Raw genomic sequence first — 24,917 nt, 5'->3', positions numbered from 1 at the left:
CGTCACATGATGCTGATGATGCCATACTGTATGCTCCTCCATCCATTCCCGCGGGAAGTTTGGGATAATCGGCATTGTCATTCGCCTCCTGTACCGTATCTTACATATCGTATGCGTAGGCGGATGAATAAGTGTAAAAGGCACTGTCAGCCCTCATCAGCTTTCTTATAAAGCCAGCAACAGCGCGGGTTCCGGGGATTCGGAGCATCGCGCTTTATTTATTGGCCATGTACTGAAGCCCGCTCATTGAGCTCCATAGTTTCATAGAATAAAGTACGATGATAAAGCGTGGAGCGAAGGAAGTGGCGGTATGTCGTGGGAGAGTATTACGAGTCTCATCGATCCCCGGTTAGTGATTGTTGTGGCAGCCTGCTGGGTAATCGGTTATATGCTGAAGCAGACACCGATTGTGCCTGATTGGACCATTGTGTATGCGGTTACGGCGGTAGCCATCCTCTGTGCCTGTCTCATCTTAGGCTTTCATGTGGAAAGCGTACTGCAGGGGATTTTATGCGGAGCCTTTTCCGTGTACGGAAGCCAGCTGGTAAAGCAGACGTTTATAAAAAGAGGAAAGTGATATGATCGACCGCGAATAATCGAAAAAGGCACAGCCGTCCAATGAGGACGGCTGTGCCTTTTTGTATGTTAGTGCTGGATTACGCCGCAGGCTATGCGGCTGCCAGAATTGCCTGATGGGTCAGTCTTATAGTCATCCGCTTTTTCATGAATAACAAGCGCGGTGCCGGCCGCTGGAAGCAGCGAGTTTGGCGCCTCTGTATCGAGCGTTACATTTTTCGAAATAATGTCTGCCTTCACAGTGCCGTCTTTGTCTACCGTAATATTCGGCAGATCGCCGTCATGGAAGCCCTGCGGATTATCAAAGCCATGCTGTTTGTTCTTCGGATTCAGGTGGGAGCCAGCGGATTCGAAGGACGGTGCCTCGCATTTGCCGACATTATGGAAGTGAATGCCGTGAACGCCTGGAGTAAGGCCTTTGGCCTCCAGCTTCAGATGCACGCCGTCTTTTTCCTCCGTCAATACGACAGTCCCGATCTGATTGCCTTTCGTATCGATAAAAGCCGCTTTTGCTTCCATCACATGACTGCGAGTGTGGTGGCCATGTCCTTGGCTTGCCATTGCTGCACTGGAAAACCCGCAGCTTGCGACGAGGAAGCCAAGCGAACACAGCATCATTGATTTGTTCATGTTATCCTCCTTGGGGCGTAATTTCCAAGTTATCTTTTACCAGTCCGAGGATAAATATTCATTCGTTGCCTAAATAATTTGCTCTATATATCTATATGTCTAGTAATTTATGCGTTTCGACTAAGTCACTCGTCCATACCTCTCTTTCAAATCTGAATAGTATAAAAGCAGACTCTCATAGTTTGTTTGAGAGTCATTGAAGGGAGGATTTATAAATGAGTTGTGGTTGTGGTGTTGGTAATACTGGAGGGTTTGGTGGAGCTCCAAGCATTCTATTCCGTCTCTCCCCAGGGGTACGTGTAGACGTTGTATTTGACCACACTGGTCCACGTGGGATCGAGGCTACATTCCTTGGATTCGTAGGGAATTCTGCAACGTTTTTGGTCAATTGCGAAGTCTTGTACATTAATCCTCGTAGTATTCAAGCAATCTCTGTGCATTCATCTCGAAATTAAAGAGAAGAATTCTATCCTTGTCGTTTGTTAACCTTTCATGATTTGTATGAGAATTGAAGGAGGATAAATATATGAGTTGTGGTTGTGGTGCTGGTAATTTCGATCGGTTTGGTGGAGCTCCAAGCATTCTATTCCGTCTCTCTCCAGGGGTACGTGTAGACGTTGTATTTGACCATACTGGTCCACGCGGGATCAATGCTACATTCCTTGGATTTGAAAGGAATTCTGCACTGTTCTTGGTCGATGATGAAGTCTTGTTCATTAATCCTCGTAGTATTCAAGCAATCTCGTTGCATGCACCTCGAAATCACAGAGATCAATGTTAAGTCAATACCTTTCTGCGATTGCCTGATTAGTACTCTCTTAATCTCATAAAATCCATTAATTCATTAGTAGATTAGCCTTGTCGTTTGCTAGCAAACTCTCATATTTTGTATGAGAATCATTGAAGGGAGGAAAAAAATATGAGTTGCGGTTCTGGTTTTAGTGGAGGGTTTGGTGGAGCTCCAAGCATTCTATTCCGTCTCTCTCCAGGAGTACGTGTAGACGTTGTATTTGACCACACTGGTCCACGTGGGATCAATGCTACATTCCTTGGATTTGAAGGGAATTCTGCATTGTTCTTGGTCAATAACGAAGTCTTGTTCATTAACCCTCGCAGTATTCAAGCCATCTCGTTGCATGCACCTCGAGGCTAAGTCAAATCCATTCTGCAGGTGCGTATTTAGAGGGTACGGAAAATAATCCGTACCCTTTTTAATGAGAATCCACGGGCATACAGACCATCATGAGATACGCAGCCCTGCTAAGGCATTACATTTGGAGAGGGGAGTAAAACTAAATGAGCAAAGAGGATGATTTCGCAGACTTCCGAGACCAAATGAAGAAATTAAAGAATGAGAAAAAGAGCAAAAACCACAGGGAACAAGATGATGTAAACGACGTGATAAAGCGTGTGAAGTCTGAAATGTTGCCTGTTATTAAAGCATTTGTTGATACTGATCGTTCTTTAGAAATGCAATCGAATAGATCTCGAGCTATTTATATCTCGTATGCAAACTCAAGAATATATGGCCTTTGGGTGTCGGCAACCAGTTTAGACAGCATCAACATCGATGCTGTGCATGATTCGTTTTCGACCCGTATATACTCAGGAAGTTTCATCGAAAAAGAGATTAAAACCACAGTTAAAAATGCACTTTTAGATTGGTATCGCATAATTATTTGAATGTAAGGGATACATTGATTTGACAACTTAAAGACCTTTCGCAGCTTTCGCGAAAAGGTCTCGTATTATGGGGCTACGCATGTCCGAATACTTGCGCGGAGTGCGTAGCCCCCGTATGTCCATCCGTAACATTCAACGCTGGAAAAACGTTGATTTAACGGACTATTCGTAAAATGATGCTGATGAAGGGAATTGAACCCCCGGCCTACGCATTACGAGTGCGTTGCTCTACCCCTGAGCTACATCAGCGAGACAATATTTAGGATACGAATTTTGGGAGTAAAAGTCAACCGCATATAATATTCGACATTTTGCTGTTTTATTCGTTATTTCCCGAGGAATAATGCTCCAGGATCTTACCTAATACCCGCTCGCATTCGGCTGCCGTCTGCCATCTGCTGTCAAGCAATCCCCGAACAAAGCCCCTGATTTCCGGCGCAAGCGTCAGCTCCTCCTCCCAGCTCCGTTCCTTCTCGCCTTCCTGGGGCGTATATCCGGCATACATCAGGAACAGGAAAAGATGTCCGAGGCCATATAAATCGCTGTTCCGGTCCGGCTGGCGCATGCGGAACTTTACAGCTCCCCAACTGTCGGCGAAGCCGCTTGGCATGACTGACTCTTCCCGCCCGTCAGGATTCTTTTCGCCAATCCTGCAGGCTAGGCCTAGATCGATCAGATAAATCCCCTTGCTATTCATCACAACATTCGGAATTCGTACATCCCGATGCACATAACCTGCTTCGTGCATATGCTTCAAAGGCGATAACAAAGCCTCTACGATTCGCAGGGCTTCCAGCTGCGTGAAGGTTCTCTCCTCCAGCAGAGCGGCTTGTTCTGCCGTAACGCCTTCTACATAAGTCATAACAAGCGCTTCTTCCCGGCGGTGGACAACCCAGTCCAACCGCTTCGGCATCTGCGGATGGTTAAGCTGCTGAAGAATATCGGCCTCCCGCCTTAGCAATCTCCGGCCGGTATCGCGCTTGCTTGGTTTTGCCCGTTTCAGAAGAACGGTCTCGCCGCTCCGTAAGTCCGTACATCGGTAAGCCTGACCATAGCTGCCCATCCCTAGAAATTCCTCGATCCGGTAAGTCCTGCCCCAGACTATCCCTTGTCCCAGCGGGTAGTCTATCCAATTATTAATCCATTGCTTCCACCAGATAGGAATCCCTCCTTGCCCTTTGCATACGGGAGGCGCGCAGGTTTGGTTTCCCCATGGAGGAGCGGAGTGGGTGTTTTTCATGAAACCAGCGTTTAGCGGCCTGCGTAATATTTCGTAAGTCTAAGATGTTTCAATTCCTTAACAAAGACTTAATTATAGGTAGGAGGTTATCCCATGATTAGACATTTGTTACAAAGACTCCTCGGCTCCGTTACCGGTAAACACTATAACAAACATGGACACCACGGCCATAATGGCCATAACGGTCATTACAGTCATAGCAGCAGCGATTACAAAAAAGGAAACTATTATCCGCCGAAGCAACCCCCATACGGTCACAGCCATTACAAGAAAAAATATGGCAGCTACAGCAGCTAAGGGAATTGTTAGGAGAATGTTAGCAAATTAAACAATAACCTTATGACCTTTTTATAAGCGGCTAAAACGTTTCTAGTAAACTGGAAAAAAAACGAGTGGAGGTGCGAATGGTATGATGAAAATCATTACCTTCAAAGACCGTTCGGTTCCCGTTTATTACGTTAACGAACAGGCGGCTTCCGTTGAACAACTTCATCATAAATTAGTCGAGATGGAATACAACTTCGATTTCCGCAAAAAGTGGAAACGTATATCGAAGGTCGAGGTTGTCCGCGATGTTGCCATTTTCCAATATAACGACGGGACGAAGCTGTATCTTGAAGTGAGCTAACAACGTATTAACCAAACAACAAACCAATGACCCGGCAAATACGAAAGCCCTGAACGATCCGCCAAGCGCGAATCGTTCAGGGCTTTTAGATTTTACCTTGTTTACTATTTACGCCGTTTGCGGCGACTTCCGGATGATCGACATGTCGAGCAAATCCGGCTGCATCGGAGATCCCAGGAGGAAGCCCTGCACAAAGTCGCAGTTCCATTCCTTCAGCAATTTATACTGCTCCTCGTATTCGACGCCGCCCGCAATAACCTCAATCTCCAGCTTGTGCAGAAGCCCGATCATCGCTTCAACGATATGGCGTTCCACGCTCTGCACATCAATCTGGCGGATGAACGATTTGCTGATTTTTACGCTGTTGACCGGAAGCTGCTTCAGGTTCGCAAGCGAGGCATAGCCCTCTCCGAAGTTATCCAGCGTAATTCTGACGCCTAACGCGCGCAGCTGACTCAGTGCGGCTAATGTTTTTTCGGTGAAATGAAGAATAACATCCTCCTTCACCTCAAGTTCCAGACAAGAAGGCTCGATCCCCGCCTCCTCCAGCACATGGGCAACCATGCTGCAGAAGCTGTTGTCCATCAGCTGGACATGCGACACATTAACCGCGATAACAAGCTCCTTCAGGCCATACTCCTGCATACCCGCCAGCATCTTGCAGGCCTCGCGCAGCGCCCACTCGCCTATCGGCACGATCAAGCCGTTCTGCTCGGCAATCGGGATAAATTCCGCCGGCCAAATCGCCCCAAGCTCCGGTTGATTCCATCTCAGAAGCGCTTCAAAGCCGCGAAGACGACCGCCTTCCGTGCGGAAGATCGGCTGATAGCTAAGATGGAACTGACGCAAATAAAGGGCCGGACGCAGCAATGCTCCAACCTCCAGCCAACGGTTCATCTGGGCCGTCTCTTCCTCGCTGTAAAACGTAATCCGGTTGCCGCCCTGCTCCCGCGATTTGAAGAGCGCTGTCTCGGCATGCCCGAGCAGTCTCTCGCTTGTCCGTCCGTTCTGAGGGAACAGGCAGGTACCAATGCTTGAGGTCAAATTCAATTCCGCTCCCTCATAGGAAACCGGGTATTGCGCTGCATATTTCATCTCTTCCACCGCGTTGGCACATTCCGCCTGCGAGTATCCGATTTCTCTAGCCATTAAAAAAGTATCGCCGCTGATCAAGGTAACAAAGGCCGTATCCGCCCCTTGACTTAACCGTCCTCCGATACTTTCAAGTACCTGGTTGCCTGCCTCTAAGCCCTTAGCCTCATTCACACCATAGAAACGATCGATCTGAATCAACGCCACAACGAGCCGCTGTCCTGATGCCCGCGCGCGGCTCAAAGCCACCTCCAGCTGAGCATAAGCCTCCTGCCGTTCAGGTAAACTGGCTAACCCATGCACGATTGCTACACCATCCTTTTGTCATTACTGTTAATCCTATAGTCCCATATAAGTATTAGAAAAATTGCGGATTGTTCTTTAGAAGTATGTTAGGTATTTGCCAGCATTCGGACAAGTGGGTATAAAAAAGATCACCCTGCAGCGGAGGTGATCTTTAGGTCGCTTACCTTAATCATGTTCCTGACTGTGGTCGGTCGTATATTTGTAACCAAAGCCCCATACCGTACGGATTAAACGGGGTTCTTTCGGGTTTTGCTCGATTTTTTTGCGCAGGTTAACAATATGTACATCAATAGCTCTGTCCGTTACAAAAGAATCGAACCCTCTAATCGTATTGATCAGTTCCTCCCTGCTGAATACCTTGCCCGGATGGGATAAGAAGAGTTTCATCATCTCGAATTCAGAAAAGGTTGTCTCAATCAGCTTGCCTCTGACAAGAAGCATTCTGCGTTCGGAGTCCAGCTGAATCGGCGCAAGATCCGCTTCTTCTGCTTCCGACGCGCTAGCCGCCTCTGCTTCCGTCGCACTAAACTGGGAACGACGGATCAAGGCTTCCACTCTCGCCGTCATTTCATGCATGCTGAAGGGCTTGCACATATAATCATCCGCGCCGGCCTTCAAGGCCTGAACGCGTTCGGAGACTTCGCTTTTCATCGACAAAATCATAATAGGTACATGCGATCGTTCACGAATAGAGGCGCAAACCCCCATACCATCCATATCAGGCAGCATCAGGTCAAGCAAGACAACATCAGGCGCAAATTCCTGAACGATCCGCAAGCCTTCTTCACCCGTTCCTGCTTGCCTAACCGAATACCCTTCTTCTGACAAGTACATCGACAGCATATCCCTCATCATGACGTCATCTTCAATTACTAAAACTTTATACACCGGCGCCACCCCTTAGGGAAAGAAGATTTCTGTCAAATAATATAAATCTATCTCTAATATACAATACGATTGTAAGGGTTAACAATAAAATGTTAGAAGATTGTTAGGAGAAACTGTCGAATGTTGATATTGATGCATGCTCCAGACCGGTTATCACGCGGTCAAGCTCCTTTTTCAGCAATTCGGCCGGCGCCTTCCAATCCTCTTCCCCATCCTCTTTCTTCAGAATCTCGTTCAGCCTTGCAGCGGCCTGCACCACATCATTCGCCGACAAGTGGCTGGCGGCCCCCATCAGCGTATGGATCATCCGTCTCGCGGTTGCAGACTGGCCATTCGTCAACTCCTCGATCAGCTTGTCCGCGAAGCCCTCGTAATCCTTCAGGAAATGAACTAGCATTTGGCGCAAAATAGCGATTTTGCCGCTTACTCTGGCCAGTGCGGTCTCCACCTGAATCCCGTCAAGCTCCGGCACCGATTGGCCCGAAGCACCCCATGATTGCTGCTGAAGCACCGGGAATTTCTTGTTGTTCAGCAGATTCATAATGACCATGCAGAGCTGATCCGGGTCCAGAGGCTTCGTCACCACTCCGTTCATGCCAAGCTGCAAATAATGCTCGTGATCCGCGCGAAGCGAGTTGGCGGTTACCGCTATAATCGGCAGTTGCTCGTACCGGGGATCATTGCGGATAATCGTTGTTGCTTCCATTCCGTCCATCTCCGGCATATGAATATCCATCAGGACAAGATGCCAGTCCCCCTGCTCGAGCTTATCGAGCACCTCCCGGCCGTTCTCCGCAAGTCCTACCTCGAAGCCCCTTTCCTTCAGCAGCTCGATGGCTACCAACTGGTTAATATGATTATCTTCGGCAAGCAGGACCCGTATTTTTTCCTGAGGCTCCGCGGATACGGCCGCTTCCTGCGCAGCCATCGTCCATTCCTTCACCTGCACCGGCCTTTGATCCAGCGTTCCCGTTAACGCATGGAATAGCGCCAGACGGGTAACCGGCTTGGTTAGAATCGCATAAGGACGACCGGAATCCGGCATTTGCATCAGTTCGTCACGGCCAAAGGAGGTCGTAAGCGCAATCGTCTTCACGCCTGCCGACGTAGCCTGCTTGTGGAATTCCAGCCAAGTTTCCGCTCCGTACATATCCGGCATTTCCATGTCCAGCATTATCAGCTTAGGCATCGCCCCCGCGCCCATCCGGCGCAGCTTTTCCCTCGCGCTTCCCCAAGAGGAGAATGCCACCGGGGTCAAGCGGAACGATTCCGCAAGCCTGCACCAATGCTGACGCATCTCATCGCTGTCCTCCACGACCCAGATGCATTGATCCTCCAGTTCCTCGCTGACAATCAGCTTCTCTTCCATGACAGAAGACAAGACAGGGAATGACAGGACAAAGCTGAACCGGCTGCCTAAGCCGGGCTCGCTGTCCACTTGGATTTTTCCGCCCATCATTTTGACGAGACCATTCGCAATCACAAGTCCTAAGCCCGTGCCGCCGTATTTGCGGGTCGTTGAGCCGTCGGCCTGCGTGAACGGGGTAAAGAGCTTGTCGATTTGTTTTTTCGTCATCCCGATACCGGTATCTTCGACGGTGAACTGCAGCTTTAATCCGTCAGAGCACTGCTCCATCACTTCGAGGGCCAGCTTCACATGACCGCGCTCCGTAAACTTAACGGCGTTCATGCACAGGTTAAGCAAAATCTGCTCAACGCGCATCTGATCGCCCAGGAGAGTAGTAGGCAGCTGCTCAGGCACTTCCAGAATAAATTCGAACTGCTCCTTGCCGCCCATAAAGACGCTTAGCTGATCGGTCAATCGGCTGAGCATCTCCTGAGGCTGGAACGCGACCCGCTCCACCTCCACCTTGCCAGCCTCGATCTTGGAGAAATCGAGCAGGTCATTAATGATGCGCAGCAGGGATTCCGATGAGTTGCCAAGCTTGTCCATATAATCCTTCTGCGAAGGGGACAATCCGGTACGGCGCATGAGCTGCGACAGACCGATAATACCGTTAAGAGGCGTACGGATCTCATGGCTGACCATCGCAAGGAATCGGCTCTTGGCCGCATTTGCCTGTTCGGCCTCCTGCGTCGCTTGAATTAATTCCTCCTGAATATGCTTCTGCTCCGTAATATCGCGGGCGATGCAGGAGAAGTACAGCTCGCCGGTATTTCGGTATGGATGGGCTACGATAACAAGCGAGACATTCACCTTGTCCCCGGCTTGCGTCAGAAGCTCGGCTTCTCCCTCCCAATAGCCCATTTTCATGGCAATCCGGGAGCCTTTTATGAGATACAGGTACATGGACGGTTCCACGTAGCTCTTATAGTCTTTCGGCTTGTAATCCAGCGGCAGACCCAGCATCCGCTTGCCAGCCTTGTTAATGTAGGCGACCTTCCCGTTATGATCGATGGAAGCGATCAGGTCTTTGGCCGAGCCGATAATATCGAGCAGAAGGTTGCGGGATTTTTCCACTTTTACATGCTCGGAGATGTCATACGCCATACCAAGAACCCCGGTCAGACGGCCCTGCTGATCGCGCAGCCCGTTCGAGAAGTGGCGCACCGGAATTTTGGTCCCGTCCTTATGGACATACGTCCACTGCCGTTCATAGGAGAAGTCCACCTGGCGCAGCATCCGGAATACTTCGAGTCCAGGCTCGACGTGTTCACCCAGCTTCTGCGACAGCCTCTCCGCTTCGCGCTCGATTTCATCCGGATCCATGAACAGAAGAGGCGTCGCGTGCCCCTTCAGCTCGTCCGTCGTATAACCGATCAGCTTCTCCGCCGCCTGATTCATATAACTGACGCGGTAATTCTCATCCAGCAAAATAAAGGAGTACTCGTTCTGATTGATAATCGCCTCGAGGCGTCCAAACATGTCCTTCAGATGCTCCATCATCCCGTTAACCGATTCAGCCAGCTTGCCGACCTCATCCCCGGGCTCCTGAGACAGATGCTCCACTTCGAATTGACCGTCGGCAGCCTGCTTTGTAACGGACAGGATTCCTTTCAGCCGGTTAATGATCATATTGAAATAGATGGAGAAGAGGATAACAATTACGACCTCGGACAAAGCGATCGTGGCAAAGGTCCACCATAATACTTTGGACAGACCTTTATTCAGGCTTGCCTGCGGTATTTCGAGTGCCGCATGCCAAGGCGCTGCGCTGTCTACGTCCATATACAGGAGCACGTGCTTCATATTCCCGCGCTGTATATGGATTTTCCCGGAAGGCTTGAGCAGCTTCTCGAGGCTCAGACCCGGCTGCCCGTTAAGCAGCCCTTGAATCGGCTTTATGCCCGCGGAGGTGGAGTACGAATGGAACAAGACCACTCCCCGGTCGTTATAGAGCCAATACTCCAAGCTTGGATCCTTATCTACAAGGAAATAGGGTGACATCGTCGACATCGGCATTGATGCGTATATCACACCGTTAATAGAGTTGGTCTGATCAAATACCGGAATAACAATAAGGGACTGCTTCAAGTTATCAAAGGAGGGAAGGAACAGGTCCGTAATCGCAGACTTGCCCTTCACCGCTTCGCGGAAAAAGGCTTGTCCGCTCATATTGACCGGATCGCCGTTCGTACGGATGGCCCGGCCGTTAAGATCGATATACCCAATCGCATGATAGGTATAATCGGAGCGGTACAACTCGTCCCTGAAATATTTCAGCTTCTCCGCATCGGTGCCGTAACGGACGATATCCGTACGGCTCATCACCACTACCTCGGCCCGTCTGATCTGCAGCCAGGAAGCCAGATAATTGGCGCTGACGCTCAGCTGGCTGGCCGCTCTATCGGATGCGGTATTGATCATTTCCTGCTTGACGGAGAGGTAGTTAATGACCCCCGCGATGCCAAGCGGGATGAAGGTGATTAAGACGATGATGAGCAAGCCCTTTGTCCGCAATGATAAGTTGTTCAAGCGCGCGGTCCCCTTCCCGAGTAAATCTACATGTATTATATCGTCATGAGGGGATGGAATCGATAGACGAATTATCGTTGGATGGAGTTCATCGGATGGAGTACGTAGAAGAACCGTGGGCTCACTCCGGGAGATGTTTCTCCTTACGCTGCTGTTGCGTACACTTTGCCTGAACAATTAGACAAGGTTGCAAAGTGTACGCAAAGGCAGGCGCTTCGCTCTCCAGGAGAAACATCTCCCTCCACTCGTCTTCGATTCGTTTGGAAGGGCGGAAGCCAACCGCCTCCGTTCCTTGGCGGTTTGCCTGCCTGTGGCAGGCATTTATTTTCTTCGCCTATTAGTCGAAGAACTGGTATCTTTAGCGTCGGGCATATTGCTTGCCGGATGCGGGAATGCGGGGCTGCTTAATGCACAGCATAAAGAATAAAGAGAAGCCCTTTGCAGGGCTTCCCTGGGGTAGCACATAAGTTCGCGCATTAGCCCTCCATCGGCAGCAGTTCGAGTTCATATCAGTTAGTCTCATGAGTTCAGCAACATAACCCCTTTGCACTAGTTCTCCATAACGTAGCATTTCGAACTCAAACTAGTTAGTCTTTGATGTGAACATACATAACCCGATTCGCACTCGCCTCCATGCGCAGTATTCCGAGTTCAAACTAGTTAGTCTCTGGTGCTCAGCAATATTAACTGGCTCGTACTAGCCCTCACTGGCGCAGCATTACGGGCTCATACCTTTTAGTCTGCGTCTGTTAATCTCTAATTCGCTCCCTTTACTGCGCCGCCCCCCGGTACGTTGTACGTTTTGCAGGATATATAAGGGGTTTGGGGGTGTAGAGGGAAATATGATGTATGGAATGCAGGATATTCTACTTATTTAGGGGAAAATAAGGAGTTTTGGGCATATATCGTGTATTTTGTGCAGCGTATTTTAGGATTAGAGACGTTTCGGGCAACTATAGTGCAAATCGTGCAGTGTAGAAGTGTATGGCAAGCAAAGAGAAGAGAATATTATTCGTTTGTTTGCGAGTACCAGGTGAGGGCGAGTTGTTCCATTTCGCTTACGAATGCTTTTTTGGCGGGGCTGTATTCGTTAGTTCGTTCGTATCGCCGAGCAAGCTGTTCTTTAAAGCTACTGTATCTGGCAGCTTCCTCCGGGTGCGACCGCAAATAATCACGGAAGATGAGGTGCCGGCCGATTTGGGGACTATCCGATTGGTAGAAGTGAATATGGTGGGTACGCTGCTCTCCGCCTTTACGGAACAGCCGTCTGCCGGGGATACCCCAGTCGCCTGCTACATCGTATCCGAGAGAAGCCGTCACATCATTGAACAAATCAATCTTGTTAATATCGTCAACGATTCCCATCATATCGATAACGGGCTTTGCTTTCATCCCCGGAACAGCCGTGCTTCCGAAATGCTCGAATCGGATCTCCACCCCATCGAAGATAGACCTCAGATACTCCGCTTCCTCACGAAACATCTGCGCCCATTCTTCCTTGTAATCACTCAATCGCACTTCCATGCTATTCCCTCCTTTTAATAAAACAGGCTAACGAAACCTCATATCGTTATTTACTATCTAAACCCCTCCATTAACCGAAAATCGGCCAAATAGCGTTACTAGGTTTCGTTAGATTTAAAAACCAGCTATTCTGAAGCAAATAAGAATACCCCGTTTCATTAGCGAATCGCCGCCCTTAGCAGGAGTAGCACATGGTTTTAAAAAAAGGCTGCCGAGATTAATCGGCAGCCTTCTGCTGTTCAGTTCAAAAGTATCGATGAGAGCCAGAGGAAATGTACCTCCTGCAGGAAAGCATATGCTTTCGAAGCAGCTTTCTTCCAGAAAGCTTTCAACGTTTGCCTTTGTCCGAACATGGTTTCCTTAAACCATAATTCATTCCATGTAAGGACAACAGCCACACCGAATTTCGTCAAATGGTTCAAACGTTGACGAAACTTCGGTGAATCGGAAGGAGATACATTCCTTAGGGCGATTTATCGATTAAGCCAGGATGTTCTCGATCGCCTGCAGCTCATCGTCGGAGAAATCAAGACGGCTGAGTACGGCAACGTTATCGTCGATTTGCTCGACGCGGCTTGCGCCGATCAGGGCGGAAGTTACGCGGCCGCCGCGAAGCACCCAAGCAAGAGCCATTTGAGCAAGCGATTGGCCGCGGCTTTGAGCGATTTCGTTCAGGGCGCGAACTTTAGCAAGCTTCTCTTCGGTGATGCTGTTCGAGTTCAGGAAGACGCTTGGTCCACCCGCACGGGAATCCGTAGGAATACCGTCGAGGTAACGGTTCGTCAGCAAGCCGCCGGCAAGCGGCGAGAATACGATAGAGCCGATGCCCTCTTGATCCAGTACATCTTGCAAGCCGTCCTCGATCCAGCGGTTGAACATCGAATACGATGGCTGATGGATCAAGCATGGCGTGCCCAGCTGCTTCAGGATGGCCGAAGCTTGAGCCGTCTGCTCTGCACTGTAGTTGGACAGACCGACATACAGCGCTTTACCCGAACGTACGATATGGTCGAGCGCAGCCATTGTCTCTTCAAGCGGAGTTTCCGGATCCGGACGGTGATGGTAGAAAATATCCACATACTCCAGGTCCATCCGTTTCAAGCTTTGATCAAGGCTCGAAACCAGATATTTACGGGAGCCCCAGTCGCCGTAAGGGCCTTCCCACATATAATAGCCCGCTTTAGTGGAGATGATCATTTGGTCGCGGTAAGCCGCCATGTCCTGCTTCAGAACTTTACCGAAAGTCTCCTCAGCGGAGCCCGGAGGCGGTCCATAGTTGTTCGCCAAGTCGAAATGGGTAATCCCCAGATCGAAGGCGCGGTGGATCATAGCGCGTCCGTTCTCCAGACGGTCATTTCCGCCAAAGTTATGCCATAAGCCAAGCGATACGGCTGGCAGCTTGAGGCCGCTTTTGCCGACGCGGAAGTATTTCATGTCTTCAAAACGAGATTTGTCTGCTGCGTATGTCATTTCTTCTTTTCCATCCCTTCTGAAAAAGTTCTCTATGTAATGCACCTCTATCATACACCTGCCGTCTACGGAAATAAACCCGGGCTATACGCCTAAGCCTTCCGCATAAACAATCAGCTTGCCGACGCTTTAAAGGCCCAGCCCTTCTCGCCCGCAATCCGCACCAACGCATCGACGCATAACGGGTCAAAATGCTTTCCCCGCTCCTTCAAAATTATCGTCATCGCTTCCTCATGCGACAAGGCTGCGCGGTAGGAACGGGAGGATGTCAAGGCATCATATACATCCGCAACGGCCGTTACGCGGGCCAGCAGAGGAATGTTGTCCCCGCTCAGCGCATCCGGATAGCCGCTTCCGTCCCAACGCTCATGATGGGAGCGGATAACGGCCAGCTCCTCCTGCATAAAGCCTAACCGACGGCATAGGTTGAACCCGGTCACCGGATGTTTTTCGATAATGTCCCGCTCTTCCGGCGTCAGCTTTCCCGGCTTATTCAGGATGTTGTCCGGAACGATCAGCTTCCCGATATCATGCACGATGCCGCCCTGCGCAATAGCCCGAAGCTGGTCGGAATTCAGTCCCAGCTCTTCTCCAAGCTGTATCGCGTACAACGCAACGCGGTAATTATGGCCCGCCGTATAAGCGTCGCGTGTTTCCGTCGTCCGGATAAGCTCGCGAACCGCCGGCGACATATAGGTGTGAATCCATTCCTTTGGATCATTCTGGAACAGCTGCTTGAGCGACATCGTATAGGAGCCGGAGCTGCGGTACTGATAATAAATGCCAATAATCATGGCGCTAATGGAAGCCAGCAGCAGCAAGTGGTAGATCCACCAGCTTAACATCCACATTTTGCCCATTACATTAATGAACTGCGCGGCAATCATCCATCCCGAGCTGTATACAATCGCCAGCTGCAGCGGAAATCTTGTAGACAGATACGTCTCCAGATATCGATACATCGTCCATCCGTTCAAACCGATAATAAGCAAGGTTGCCGTCCATTTGATTGGACCCTGCTTCATTTGAAGCCAGGACATCTGGTCGGAGAAGAGCCATAGCAGCGCGCAAATCACCGCAATCGATGCCGTCCAGATCGGGAGCAGCCAGCGCTGATGCGTCGACAGCCAGCTGATTATGCGGCGGTCCGAGGACATCGAAGACAGCCATAGCCACATCACCGCGAGCAAAATGCTCATTTGAGCCGCATTGCTTGGCAGGGCCGTCGTATGGTAAGCCTCTCGCGGAGTCGACAATCCATGAACAAGGAATAACGCCGCTAAAGATACGAAGGACAACGATAAAAAGCTGATTTTTAAATTGCGAAGCCGGATTGCAGCTACGCCAACCGCTATGGCAAGAGCAAAAGCCAAGCCGGACACTATGCTAACCACGTAGAAATGTCCGTTAGGAGAATGAAGATGATAATCCCATGCGGGATTCATATGAAGGACCATAAATACGATAAGCGGGACTGTGAGCGATAAAAGAAGATACAGATAGATTCTCGCCTGACTGTTCAAAATCTGACGCCCTCCTTGGCATACGTTATCCGATCAAGCTCTGCGACGTTTGACTTCTATCAATAACCATCGACTGCTGTAACCAAAGATCAAGATCAGCGCGCGACATCGGCTTGCTGAAATAATAGCCCTGCATCATGCTGCAGCCCGCGGATTGCAGAAACGCAATTTGCTGCTCCGTTTCGACTCCTTCGGCGATGACCTCCAGATTAAGCTGCTTGGCCAATATAATAATCGTCTGGATAATGGCGCGCTTCGAAGGCGAATCGCTCTGCTGCATGTATAGCTTATCTATCTTTAACGTCTGGAAAGGGATCAGATCAATAGAACCAAGCGCGGAATAACCTGCCCCGAAATCATCCATCGAAATCTGAACGCCCATCTCCCGAATGGGATTCAATTGCTCGATGACATCCTCGACGTTGTGCATCACAATGGTCTCCGTAATCTCCAGCTCCAGGAGATGGGCATCCAGACCGGAATGCAGGAGCGCCGAGATGACCATATCCTCGAGATTCTTGCTGTCGAACACGCTGACGGACATGTTAACCGAGACGCTAAGCGGCTCCGCTCTGCCTTCATTCCATTCGAAGCAATCCCGGCAGGCCTGTCCCAGCACCCATCGGGTAATCGGTACGATAAGTCCCGTCTCCTCCGCGATCGGAATAAATTCCTCCGGAGGAATCCGGCCCAGAAGAGGATGATTCCAGCGCAGGAGCGCTTCTACGCCGATTGCCCGGTTAGCGGCCGCATCCCATTTGGGCTGATAATGAACAACGAACTGCTCTCTTGGCAAGGCTAGCCGGAGATCCTTCTCCAGCTCCATCCGGCGCAGCAGCTCCCGCTCCATCTGCTCGTCGTAGAGGCAGTATTGGTTCTTGCCCCTGCGCTTCGCTTGATACATCGCGGTATCCGCCGCAATCAGGAGCGACGATCTCTCGATCCCGTGCTGCGGAGACAAGCTGATTCCGATACTGCCGGTGATATATAGTTCATTGCCCTCCAGCAAATACGGCTTGCGTATGTCCTCCAATATCCGATTGGCGAGCTTCTCCACCTCAGAGGGCTCCATCCCTCTTGTCACCAACAGGAATTCATCCCCTCCAAGGCGGAAGGTCTGAGCCCCTTCGCTCACATGGGAACGAAGCCGCTTCGCGACAGCTTGTACAAGCAAATCGCCGATATCATGACCCAGCGTGTCATTGATGATTTTGAACTGATCGAGATCGAGGAAGAGCAAACCGTACGAACGGGCTTTATCCAGCTTTTGATCGAAATACCGGTTCATCGCATGGCGGTTGGCAAGGCCTGTGAGCGGATCGCTGTAGGCCATACGCTCAAGCACGGTGCGGTCCAGATAAATCGCAATCCAAGTAACGAGCATGATTAGAAGGGTTACCAGGGTAACACTTATTAGAAGAAACAGATTAATCGGGATATTTTCCGTTAACGAGGAGGCAATCGGTTCGCCGCACCAGAAGGACGCGGCTCCCATTCCGGTGTAATGCATCCCGCAGACCGCCAGCCCCATTAGCGAGGCAGCCGCCCATTTGGACCATACCGCCTTGCTGCCGTCCCGGAAATTAATAAAGAAATACAGCGCCGCGCAGGAAGCCAAGATGGCGATCACGGCGGATAATACAACTATAATTGGGTTATATTGTATAGACATTGTGGGAGAATGCATCGAAGCCATTCCGGTGTAATGCATGGCGACAATTCCCGCACCCATGATAAAGCCGCCCCCAAGGAGCTTAAGGCGGTTAATTTCTTTTGCCAGCGTTAAATAGAAGGCAACGTAGGACGCGCATATGCTTGCGGTAATCGACAATAAGGTAATGGGAACGTTATAGGAAATAGGAATACCGATATGAAACGCCATCATCCCGATAAAATGCATGGTCCACACCCCGCTGCCCATTACAAAGGCGCCTGCGAGCATCCAGCCCAGCTGCACCTTTCCTTTGGACTGCGAGATTTTGTACACCAGATTCAAGGCAGAGTACGAAACGAATAATGCGATGATGAATGAGAGAAGAATAACCCAGCCGTTATACTCTCCGTGTAATATGACCAAACGTCCCCCACCTTCCGTGACTAGTTCTCCGGACACACCTGATGTGACTAAAGTCTAATGTAATTGTATACATATACCATTATACGAAAAGCGACTTAATGCAACATATTTTTATTTAGAATTAAGGTTATTCTACGATTGTTTTGTTATAGTAGGTGAAGATTGTAAATATAGAGCCATTTTGTTGAAGGGAGTTTATTGACAATGGAAAACAAAGACTCGCAGCACAAAAGAGAAAATGAGGAGCTTGACACGGCTGCGGAGCAAGAAAACCAACAATACGTCTATGAAGATGACAACAAAGACGATCAACACGTAGATGCCCTTCAAGACGAGAAAGATGAAGAGGTCGAAGAAGAAGAGCGCAAGCAAGCTCCTACTTCCGAAACTCCGGCGCAAGCAGCTGGCGGCCGCAGCGGCGGCAAAGCTTGGATCGCCGTATCGGCTATCTTGGCCATCGTGCTTATTATCGTTCTGATTAAACCACCGTTTGGCGCAGGCGACAAAGCTGTTGCAACGGTTAATGGCGCTAAAATTACAAAGGACAAGCTGTACGATTCCCTCGTGGAACAAGGCGGCAAGTCTACGCTGGACAACATGATTACAACAGAGCTGATCGACCAAGCAGCGGCAGACGCAAAAGTAACGGTTACTGAAGCAGACGTAGATAAAGAAATCGAGAACCTCAAGAAATCGTTCGGTTCCGAGGACGAGTTCAACCAAACGCTTGCTCAATACGGCATGACGGTTGACAGCCTGCGCGAAGACGCGGAAGTGCAAGTGAAAATCCGTAAAATTCTCGAGCCGCAAGTTAAAGTAACAGATGACGACATTAAAGCTTACTACGACGCGAACAAAGCATCCATGTCGACGCCTGAGCAAATCCGCGCTTCGCATATCCTCGTAGCTACGAAGGAAGAAGCGGAAGACATTCTGAAGCAGCTGAAAGCCGGCGCAGACTTCGCTACTCTGGCGAAAGAGAAATCGACGGATACAGGCACGAAAGACAACGGCGGCGACCTGAACTTCTTCGGGAAAGGCTCCATGGAGCCCGCTTTCGAAGACGCGGCATTCGCGCTGAAAAAAGGCGAGCTGAGCGGCGTTGTTCAGACAAGCTACGGCTACCACATCATCAAGAAAACCGATGAGAAAGCAGCTGTAACGCCTACGCTGGAAGAGAAGAAAGAAGACATCAAGTACCAGCTGGTAACGCAAAAAGTAAGCGAGCTGTCCTCGACTTGGATGGCGGACCTGAAAGCTAAAGCAAAAATCACGAATACGCTTGATCCTGCTGCGGCTGAAGAGTCCCCTGCGGCAAGCGCAGACGCAAGCCCTGAAGCAAGTGCAGCGGCTGGCAACGCTTCGACCAACACGGCGAAATAATTCGGAAGGCTGTCCCCTTGAGGACAGCCTTTTTGCTTATTTATGGTATGATGGTTCAAGGTGAAACGGCGATCGCCGTCCTTCGCGGAGCGCGTTTCAATCCGGAGAATTCTAAGCTATGATGATAAGAAAAACTTATAAATTCTTAGAATTTTAGAAAAATAGATCCATAGGAGGGCCATATGAGCCAGTTTCAAGTAACCAGCTACACCGACACGTTTAAGATTTACGAACTAATCGAGGAGAGCACTTCGTCCCGCATTCGGGTATGCCCGGAGCGCGGCGGCATCGTTATCGGCTGCCAGCTGAACGGACTTGAAGTATTCTACCTGGACAAAGCAACGTTTGATCATCCAACTGCGAACATCCGCGGAGGTAATCCGATCCTGTTCCCGATCTGCGGACAGCTCGAGAACAAAACATATACTTGGAATGGCCAATCGTACGAGATGGCTAACCATGGCGTAGCCCGTACTTCCGTATGGGAAGTTGCCGGCACCAGTACCGATGGCGAAGCTTCGATTACTATTGTACTGCGGAGCAATGAAGAGACTAAGCAAAGCTTCCCGTTTGATTTCGAGGTGAGCTTCACTTACGCGCTGGTGAATGGCGAGCTTCATATCCGCCAGCAATACCGCAACCTGACGGAAGGCGAAACGATGCCGTTCTATGCCGGCTTCCACCCTTACTTCAATGCCGATTCGAAAAAGCTTCCGTACGAGACCGATGCGACTACCTACCTCGACTACAACGACATGGTTGAGAAGCCATACACCGGCGAGCTGGATCTGGACGGCATGGTGGAGTCCGTTACCCTGCTTGGCGCCGAGAAGCGCGAGATCGCATTCCCGGTTAGCGGCGGCGCCCGCGTGCGCATGACTTATGACGATATCTTCAAATACGTCCAAGTCTGGTCCGTGCAGGACAAGCCGTTCGTCTGCGTTGAGCCATGGATGGCCATGACCGGCGAGCTGAACCGCCAGGAAGAGCTCGTAATGCTCCAATCCGGCGAGGCACTGAACTGCAACTTGACGATCAGCTGCGAAAGATAGAATAAGGAAAGGCCTTCCCCTGGGGGAAGGCCTTTCCTTATGTTGAGCGGGGATGCGCCGCATCGTTAAGGGACTAGCTATATTACCTTTTCGCCACCTTAACGATGTCGCACATCGTCTAGCCCCTTCTCCCCACGGTATCTGCCTTTCCTCCCGCCAAGTGGTATACATGAGAGCGTTTCTGCCTCATAATACGTGAGAATGGTTTAAACAGAAGGTGGCGCTTATGACCGATATAGAACAAACTATCGCGCTAATCACGAAATCGAGCGGCAGAAGGTCGGCTTATCATTTTACGCGGGCAAGTAATTTGCAAAGTATCGCCCGCTTCGACTCGATCTGGTCGAGTCAGCATTTGCTGCCCAAATCGACTGGCGAGCGCCGGGTCGCAAGAGAAGTGGTATCGTACGAGGGAGCCTCGATTACGGTTAATTCGCATCTTCGCATCCCCGAGGCAATGATGGAGACGGGCTGCTCGGTAGAAGAATTCCGTAATTTTATAGACAAGCATGTCTTCTTCTGGCCAACCGCAAGGGATTGCCTCAAGATGCTGACGACATACATGCGGCGAGAGCCTGACGAGGCATTTGCCGTGCTCGAATTCGAAGCAAGCGAACTGCTCCTAGAGCACAAGGAGTCTGTCCGGTTGTCCAAATACGACTCGGGCAGCTCGCCCCGTTTTCCAAAGAGCTGTAACTACCGGAAGAGTCCGGCGATGTTTGTAACCCTTGCTGATTTTGGCCGCAGAACCGATTACGCAGTCCCCGTCAAGCCTTCGGAGATCAAGGAAATTCTTATTGAGAAGCAGGCACACTTCGTTACCCGGCTGCTCAAGTCCGTTTACGCACCGACCCAAGAGTATGTGCCTCCGGCATGGCTGCCAAATTATCAACCGCTCGACCGCCTGCTGCCCGTTGATGAAACAGAAGCTTAACTTAGCTTGCGAGCTACATTGGAGTTCATCCTACAAAATGGGATGTTATCGGGCTATCGCTCGGGTTACATTCGATTGGCTACAGTAAAATCGGCCTATCTCGGCAATTTCAGCCCATTCCTAGCTCTTCTAGTGGATAGAATCCAACGTAGCTGCCGGAAACCACACTTTGGGTCTGTTTTTATTGGAAGAAATCCAACGTGCGAGTAAGGAACGCAGAGGAAGACATGACGAAGGTGCGACCAACGTGCACCGAGCGAACAATAACGACAAAACAAAGATAAGATGAACGCTCGAGCGAGGCACAACGCAGAAGGTACCACGAGGGAATAACGAGAGCACAACGAAGGTACGATGAACGCGCGAGCAAGGCACAACGAGGGCACAACGAGCCCAACAAAAAAGCCGCCCCAAAGGGCGACTCTCCAAACCATTTTAAACGCCTACAACCGTTACTTGCTTGCCGTTTTTTTGCAAACGGTCGACCGTCTTGCGAACGGCGAGGTTCGCCGTGTGATCCCATACTTTTGTGCCGGAGAGGTCGATGCGGACCTCTTCCGCTTCGCAGTCATGCTCGATTCGCTCCTCCAGCTCGGAGGCGGAGGCGAAGAACAGCTGACCGTGCACGCGGTACGTCCGCGTTGATCCGTTCCATTCGTCGTGAATGTGAACCTTGGAGGCTTTTACAGCGAATCCGATAAAGCTTACGAACACGCCGGCAACAACACCTATCGCAAGGTCATGCGTCAAAAGTACGGCGCCCACCGTCACCAGCATAACGACAGTCTCGCCCAGCGGCAGACGGTTCATGCGGAACACGGAGCTCCAGTCGAAGATCGCAATACATACCATCAGCATAATGCCCACCAGCGCAGCCATCGGCACAAGCGACAGCAGGTCGCCGAGCAATACGACGAGCAGCAGGAGGAACAAAGCCGCGACGAGAGTAGACAAGCGGTTTTTCCCGCCCATTTTCACATTAAGTACCGATTCCGCAACCAAAGCGCAGCCCGCCATCCCGCCGAAAAATCCGGCAACGATATTGGCAAGGCCCTGCCCTTTCATCTCCCGGTTCTTATCCGTCTTCTCGCCCGTCATCTCATCCAGCAGGTTATGCGTGAGCATCGTCTCCGTATAACCTACTACCGCCAGCGACAGGGAGTACGGGAGAATAATCCAGAGCGTATCCAGGCTGAACGGTATATCCGGGAAAAGGAACGACGGCAGCGAAGCATCAATCCGTGCAATATCGCCAATTCGCGTAACATCCCCCATGCCAAACGCCCATACGGCAAGCGTCAGCACCACAACCGCAATCAGCGGCGATGGAATCGCCTTAAAGAAGCGAGGAACAAGATAGATAATGCCAAGCGTTACGGCAACAAGCACGTACATGACCCAGGATTCGCCTTTGAAATACCGCAGCTGCGACAGGAAAATCATAATCGCCAGCGCATTGATGAACCCTGTCAGCACGCCCGAAGGGACAAATCGCATCAGCTTGCCCAGCTTAAACACGCCCATCAGGAATTGAATGATACCCGTCAATACGGTTGCCGCGAACAAATACTCGATGCCGTGCTCCTTCACCAGCGTCAGCATCAGAACGGCCATCGAGCCGGCTGCAGCCGAGATCATGCCCGGTCTGCCGCCTAGAAACGTAATAACAAGCAAAATACAAATCGAAGCATAAATGCCTACGACCGGCGGAACTCCCGCCATAAACGAGAAAGCAAGAGAATCCGGTACAAGCGCAAGCGTTGCCGTAATGCCTGCCAGTACATTCATTCTTACGTTCCCCGTCCATTGCTCCCGCCATGAAGTCTTCAAGCTCATGGTTCACCTCAACTAATCTATGATAACGTCCGACCAGGCCATCCCGGTCCGGCACCTCATCCTCGAAACCCAATGAAAAGCAAAAAAAACCAGCTCAACGAGCCGGTCATTCGACCATCTTCATGATACCCTGCTCTTCCGCAAAGGGTCAATCCCAAATGAAGGGACGACCGCAATCGGTCGTCCCTTCCAACATAAAGCTATCAGTATCCTTCGCCTTGACCGCCCGTCACAATCGCTACGCTCGAGCTTGCGCCGATCCGGCTTGCGCCTGCCTCAATCATCTTAAGCGCAGTTTCCAGATCGCGAACGCCGCCGGAAGCTTTTACGCCCAGATCCGGACCAACCGTACGGCGCATCAGCGCGATATCTTCCGCCGTAGCTCCGCCTTTGCCGAAGCCCGTCGACGTCTTCACGAAATCCGCTCCCGCTTCCTTGCAGATCTCGCAGGCACGCACCTTCTCTTCGTCGGTGAGCAGGCCTGTCTCCAGGATAACCTTAAGAACGGCTTTCCCTTTGCATGCTTGGGCAACGCCTTCCACATCCTTCTTCACGCCTTCGAAGTCGCCGGACTTGATCAGGCCAACGTTGATTACCATATCGACTTCCGTCGCGCCGTTTGCAATCGCGTCCTTCGCTTCTTCAGCCTTCGCAAAGGTCGTAGTCGCTCCAAGAGGGAACCCTACAACCGTCGTGATGCCAACGCCAGAGCCCGCAAGCTCCTTCGCTGCAAGAGCGACATAACCCGGATTTACGCATACCGTTGCGAAATGATACTGCTTCGCTTCTTCGCAAAGCTTAATAATTTCTTGTTTTGTAGTCTCCGCTTTTAGTGCAGTATGATCAATGTAAGCAGCTACTTCCCCTGCCGACAGATTCTTTTGATTACTCATACCCATCCTCCAATATTTATCTACTCTATTATCCTTTGAACTCCAGCAAATGCTGTGCCGTAATCTGGTCGGTTATTAACGTATTCGTATACTGGCCGTTTAATGCGCCGTATATCGCTTCGACCTTGCTTGGACCTCCGGCAACAAGAACGGACCATTCTTTCTTTTTCAGCTCGTTCAAGTCTATGCCGATTGTACGGTGGTCCAGCTCCTCGCTGCACAGCTGCCCGTTAATATCGATAATCCGGGAGCAGATATCGCCAACGCCGCGCGATAAAATAATGCCCAGATCCTCGTCGGAAAAATAATTCGCGCGGATCAGAACCGAATCTTCCGTCGGCGCCCCTACCGTGACAACCGCGATATTAGCCTGCTTGCCCATATCGAGGATTTTGCGGATATGCCTGTCCGCTTCAATCGCATGCTTCACGACCGCATGGTCCACAATCGCCGGAAGCGGAATTAAGTATGGCGAGGTCTGATACGCCTTCGCGAACAGCTGCGCAATCTCATACGCATACGTATTCGTCTCGGAATGGCTTACGCCGCCGTTCAGCTGCACAACCTTTACCTTCTTCGTGTGCTTGTTCGGCAGACGAGAGGCTACTTCATATAATGTTGTTCCCCAAGTGACGGCAATCGTATCGCCATCTTGTACCGTATCGTTCAAAAAATTAGCCGCAGCCTCGCCAATGACCTTCTTGACCATGGCGTCCTCGTATTTCGGAACGGAAGCTACAATTGCTTCCTTCAGGCCAAAGCGTTCCTTGAGCATGCGGGCGCGTTCCTGGTTATCGGAGGCCGGGTCCATAATGCGAATCTGCACGATGCCGTCTTCCTTCGCCTGCTGCAGAAAACGCGAAACCGTCGGGCGCGATACACCCAGCTTTTTCGCTATCTCCTGTTGATTGTAGTCCAGCTCGTAATACATACGGGCCGCTTCAATCATTTTTAACCGCTTATCGCTTAGCTCCTCCATCCGTCTTCCCCTCTCGCAGAGTTGCCTTAAAGTTATGAGAATATGTTCGAATTAATATGACAATATTTCAGGACTATTATACGTGCACCTAGTTGTCAGAGCAACAGTCGGCCCTATTTAACGCCAGGTTTTGACATATGTTCAAGGAACTAGTGTAACTATTGTGCACAGAGGGCGGAATGCCGCTGTCGAAAGCTAGGAAAGATGGACGAATGGAAAAAGGACTTACGACTCAATTTGCTAAATTTTCAGATAATTTACAAGAA

The 24,917-nt window shown here is 50.5% G+C and carries 19 protein-coding genes and 1 tRNA gene; 7 read left to right on the top strand and 13 right to left on the bottom strand.

Annotated features, from left to right (window positions below):
* The first annotated feature begins 310 nt into the window (after nt 1–310).
* Entirely contained in the window at nt 311–577 is a 267-nt protein-coding gene (locus tag PJDR2_RS02445) for a phage holin family protein (protein ID WP_012772459.1), read from the top strand.
* Nucleotides 578–645: 68 nt separating this feature from the next.
* Here PJDR2_RS02445 and PJDR2_RS02440 read toward each other — a convergent pair whose 3' ends face one another.
* Nucleotides 646–1,206, bottom strand: coding sequence for a superoxide dismutase family protein (locus PJDR2_RS02440; protein ID WP_012772458.1), 561 nt, complete (start codon nt 1,204–1,206; stop codon nt 646–648).
* Nucleotides 1,207–2,502: 1,296 nt separating this feature from the next.
* Between PJDR2_RS02440 and PJDR2_RS02435 the strand changes: the two genes are divergently transcribed.
* A complete protein-coding gene (locus tag PJDR2_RS02435) occupies nt 2,503–2,889 on the top strand; it encodes a hypothetical protein (protein WP_012772457.1) in 387 nt (128 codons plus the stop codon).
* 177 nt (nt 2,890–3,066) lie between these two features.
* Here the strand turns inward: PJDR2_RS02435 and PJDR2_RS02430 are convergent.
* Both PJDR2_RS02430 and PJDR2_RS02425 read right to left on the bottom strand, forming a co-directional pair.
* A tRNA-Thr gene (locus PJDR2_RS02430) sits at nt 3,067–3,138 on the bottom strand.
* A 70-nt stretch (nt 3,139–3,208) separates the two neighbouring features.
* On the bottom strand, nt 3,209–4,006 hold the full coding sequence (locus tag PJDR2_RS02425; RefSeq protein ID WP_265525151.1) for a serine/threonine protein kinase: 798 nt from the start codon (nt 4,004–4,006) through the stop codon (nt 3,209–3,211).
* Nucleotides 4,007–4,222: 216 nt separating this feature from the next.
* On the opposite strand from PJDR2_RS02425, the gene PJDR2_RS02420 reads away from it, so the two are divergent.
* Nucleotides 4,223–4,426, top strand: a complete 204-nt coding sequence (locus tag PJDR2_RS02420; RefSeq protein WP_012772455.1) for a hypothetical protein — start codon at nt 4,223–4,225, stop codon at nt 4,424–4,426.
* Between the two features lie 112 nt (nt 4,427–4,538).
* Complete coding sequence (locus PJDR2_RS02415; protein ID WP_012772454.1) at nt 4,539–4,757, top strand: hypothetical protein; 219 nt, start codon at nt 4,539–4,541, stop codon at nt 4,755–4,757.
* A gap of 108 nt (nt 4,758–4,865) precedes the next feature.
* Here PJDR2_RS02415 and PJDR2_RS02410 read toward each other — a convergent pair whose 3' ends face one another.
* The 7 genes from PJDR2_RS02410 to PJDR2_RS02375 form a co-directional block, all read right to left on the bottom strand.
* Nucleotides 4,866–6,152, bottom strand: coding sequence for a putative bifunctional diguanylate cyclase/phosphodiesterase (locus PJDR2_RS02410; RefSeq protein ID WP_041613258.1), 1,287 nt, complete (start codon nt 6,150–6,152; stop codon nt 4,866–4,868).
* A 168-nt stretch (nt 6,153–6,320) separates the two neighbouring features.
* Entirely contained in the window at nt 6,321–7,043 is a 723-nt protein-coding gene (locus tag PJDR2_RS02405) for a response regulator transcription factor (RefSeq protein WP_012772452.1), read from the bottom strand.
* Between the two features lie 103 nt (nt 7,044–7,146).
* Nucleotides 7,147–10,980, bottom strand: a complete 3,834-nt coding sequence (locus PJDR2_RS31670; protein WP_049789993.1) for a response regulator — start codon at nt 10,978–10,980, stop codon at nt 7,147–7,149.
* Nucleotides 10,981–11,988: 1,008 nt separating this feature from the next.
* Complete coding sequence (locus PJDR2_RS02395) at nt 11,989–12,504, bottom strand: GrpB family protein (protein WP_012772450.1); 516 nt, start codon at nt 12,502–12,504, stop codon at nt 11,989–11,991.
* Nucleotides 12,505–12,984: 480 nt separating this feature from the next.
* Nucleotides 12,985–13,974 (bottom strand): L-glyceraldehyde 3-phosphate reductase, encoded by a 990-nt coding sequence (gene mgrA, locus PJDR2_RS02385; RefSeq protein ID WP_012772449.1) that lies wholly within the window; start codon nt 13,972–13,974, stop codon nt 12,985–12,987.
* A gap of 113 nt (nt 13,975–14,087) precedes the next feature.
* Nucleotides 14,088–15,497, bottom strand: a complete 1,410-nt coding sequence (locus PJDR2_RS02380; RefSeq protein WP_012772448.1) for an HD-GYP domain-containing protein — start codon at nt 15,495–15,497, stop codon at nt 14,088–14,090.
* 25 nt (nt 15,498–15,522) lie between these two features.
* Nucleotides 15,523–17,574 carry a bifunctional diguanylate cyclase/phosphodiesterase gene (locus PJDR2_RS02375; protein ID WP_012772447.1) on the bottom strand — a complete coding sequence of 684 codons (2,052 nt, stop codon included), beginning with the start codon at nt 17,572–17,574 and terminating at the stop codon, nt 15,523–15,525.
* A gap of 204 nt (nt 17,575–17,778) precedes the next feature.
* On the opposite strand from PJDR2_RS02375, the gene PJDR2_RS02370 reads away from it, so the two are divergent.
* From PJDR2_RS02370 to PJDR2_RS02360, 3 genes are all read left to right on the top strand, one after another.
* Nucleotides 17,779–18,957, top strand: a complete 1,179-nt coding sequence (locus PJDR2_RS02370) for a peptidylprolyl isomerase (protein WP_012772446.1) — start codon at nt 17,779–17,781, stop codon at nt 18,955–18,957.
* A gap of 182 nt (nt 18,958–19,139) precedes the next feature.
* The gene (locus PJDR2_RS02365; protein WP_012772445.1) at nt 19,140–20,009 is read left to right on the top strand and encodes an aldose epimerase; all 870 of its coding nucleotides are present in this window, start codon (nt 19,140–19,142) and stop codon (nt 20,007–20,009) included.
* Between the two features lie 226 nt (nt 20,010–20,235).
* Nucleotides 20,236–20,943 (top strand): DUF7002 family protein, encoded by a 708-nt coding sequence (locus tag PJDR2_RS02360; RefSeq protein WP_012772444.1) that lies wholly within the window; start codon nt 20,236–20,238, stop codon nt 20,941–20,943.
* A gap of 435 nt (nt 20,944–21,378) precedes the next feature.
* Here PJDR2_RS02360 and PJDR2_RS02355 read toward each other — a convergent pair whose 3' ends face one another.
* From PJDR2_RS02355 to PJDR2_RS02345, 3 genes are all read right to left on the bottom strand, one after another.
* Nucleotides 21,379–22,779, bottom strand: a complete 1,401-nt coding sequence (locus tag PJDR2_RS02355; RefSeq protein ID WP_012772443.1) for a SulP family inorganic anion transporter — start codon at nt 22,777–22,779, stop codon at nt 21,379–21,381.
* Nucleotides 22,780–22,982: 203 nt separating this feature from the next.
* Nucleotides 22,983–23,672: a deoxyribose-phosphate aldolase gene (gene deoC, locus PJDR2_RS02350; RefSeq protein ID WP_012772442.1), complete on the bottom strand. Its 690-nt coding sequence runs from the start codon at nt 23,670–23,672 to the stop codon at nt 22,983–22,985.
* Between the two features lie 28 nt (nt 23,673–23,700).
* Nucleotides 23,701–24,651 (bottom strand): sugar-binding transcriptional regulator, encoded by a 951-nt coding sequence (locus PJDR2_RS02345; protein ID WP_012772441.1) that lies wholly within the window; start codon nt 24,649–24,651, stop codon nt 23,701–23,703.
* Nucleotides 24,652–24,917: the final 266 nt, after the last annotated feature.

Source organism: Paenibacillus sp. JDR-2, assembly GCF_000023585.1.
Lineage (GTDB): Bacteria > Bacillota > Bacilli > Paenibacillales > Paenibacillaceae > Pristimantibacillus.
The sequence above is the reverse complement of the archived record's forward strand: the minus strand, read 5'-3'. Positions and strand labels throughout refer to the sequence as shown.

Excerpts from the sequence above, each read along its gene's own strand:
- PJDR2_RS02445 (WP_012772459.1), top strand. The coding sequence starts at position 311 with ATGTCGTGGGAGAGTATTACGAGTCTCATCGATCCCCGGTTAGTGATT.
- PJDR2_RS02440 (WP_012772458.1), bottom strand. The coding sequence starts at position 1,206 with ATGAACAAATCAATGATGCTGTGTTCGCTTGGCTTCCTCGTCGCAAGC.
- PJDR2_RS02435 (WP_012772457.1), top strand. The coding sequence starts at position 2,503 with ATGAGCAAAGAGGATGATTTCGCAGACTTCCGAGACCAAATGAAGAAA.
- PJDR2_RS02420 (WP_012772455.1), top strand. The coding sequence starts at position 4,223 with ATGATTAGACATTTGTTACAAAGACTCCTCGGCTCCGTTACCGGTAAA.
- PJDR2_RS02415 (WP_012772454.1), top strand. The coding sequence starts at position 4,539 with ATGATGAAAATCATTACCTTCAAAGACCGTTCGGTTCCCGTTTATTAC.
- PJDR2_RS02395 (WP_012772450.1), bottom strand. The coding sequence starts at position 12,504 with ATGGAAGTGCGATTGAGTGATTACAAGGAAGAATGGGCGCAGATGTTT.
- mgrA (WP_012772449.1), bottom strand. The coding sequence starts at position 13,974 with ATGACATACGCAGCAGACAAATCTCGTTTTGAAGACATGAAATACTTC.
- PJDR2_RS02370 (WP_012772446.1), top strand. The coding sequence starts at position 17,779 with ATGGAAAACAAAGACTCGCAGCACAAAAGAGAAAATGAGGAGCTTGAC.
- PJDR2_RS02365 (WP_012772445.1), top strand. The coding sequence starts at position 19,140 with ATGAGCCAGTTTCAAGTAACCAGCTACACCGACACGTTTAAGATTTAC.
- PJDR2_RS02360 (WP_012772444.1), top strand. The coding sequence starts at position 20,236 with ATGACCGATATAGAACAAACTATCGCGCTAATCACGAAATCGAGCGGC.
- PJDR2_RS02355 (WP_012772443.1), bottom strand. The coding sequence starts at position 22,779 with ATGAGCTTGAAGACTTCATGGCGGGAGCAATGGACGGGGAACGTAAGA.
- deoC (WP_012772442.1), bottom strand. The coding sequence starts at position 23,672 with ATGAGTAATCAAAAGAATCTGTCGGCAGGGGAAGTAGCTGCTTACATT.
- PJDR2_RS02345 (WP_012772441.1), bottom strand. The coding sequence starts at position 24,651 with ATGGAGGAGCTAAGCGATAAGCGGTTAAAAATGATTGAAGCGGCCCGT.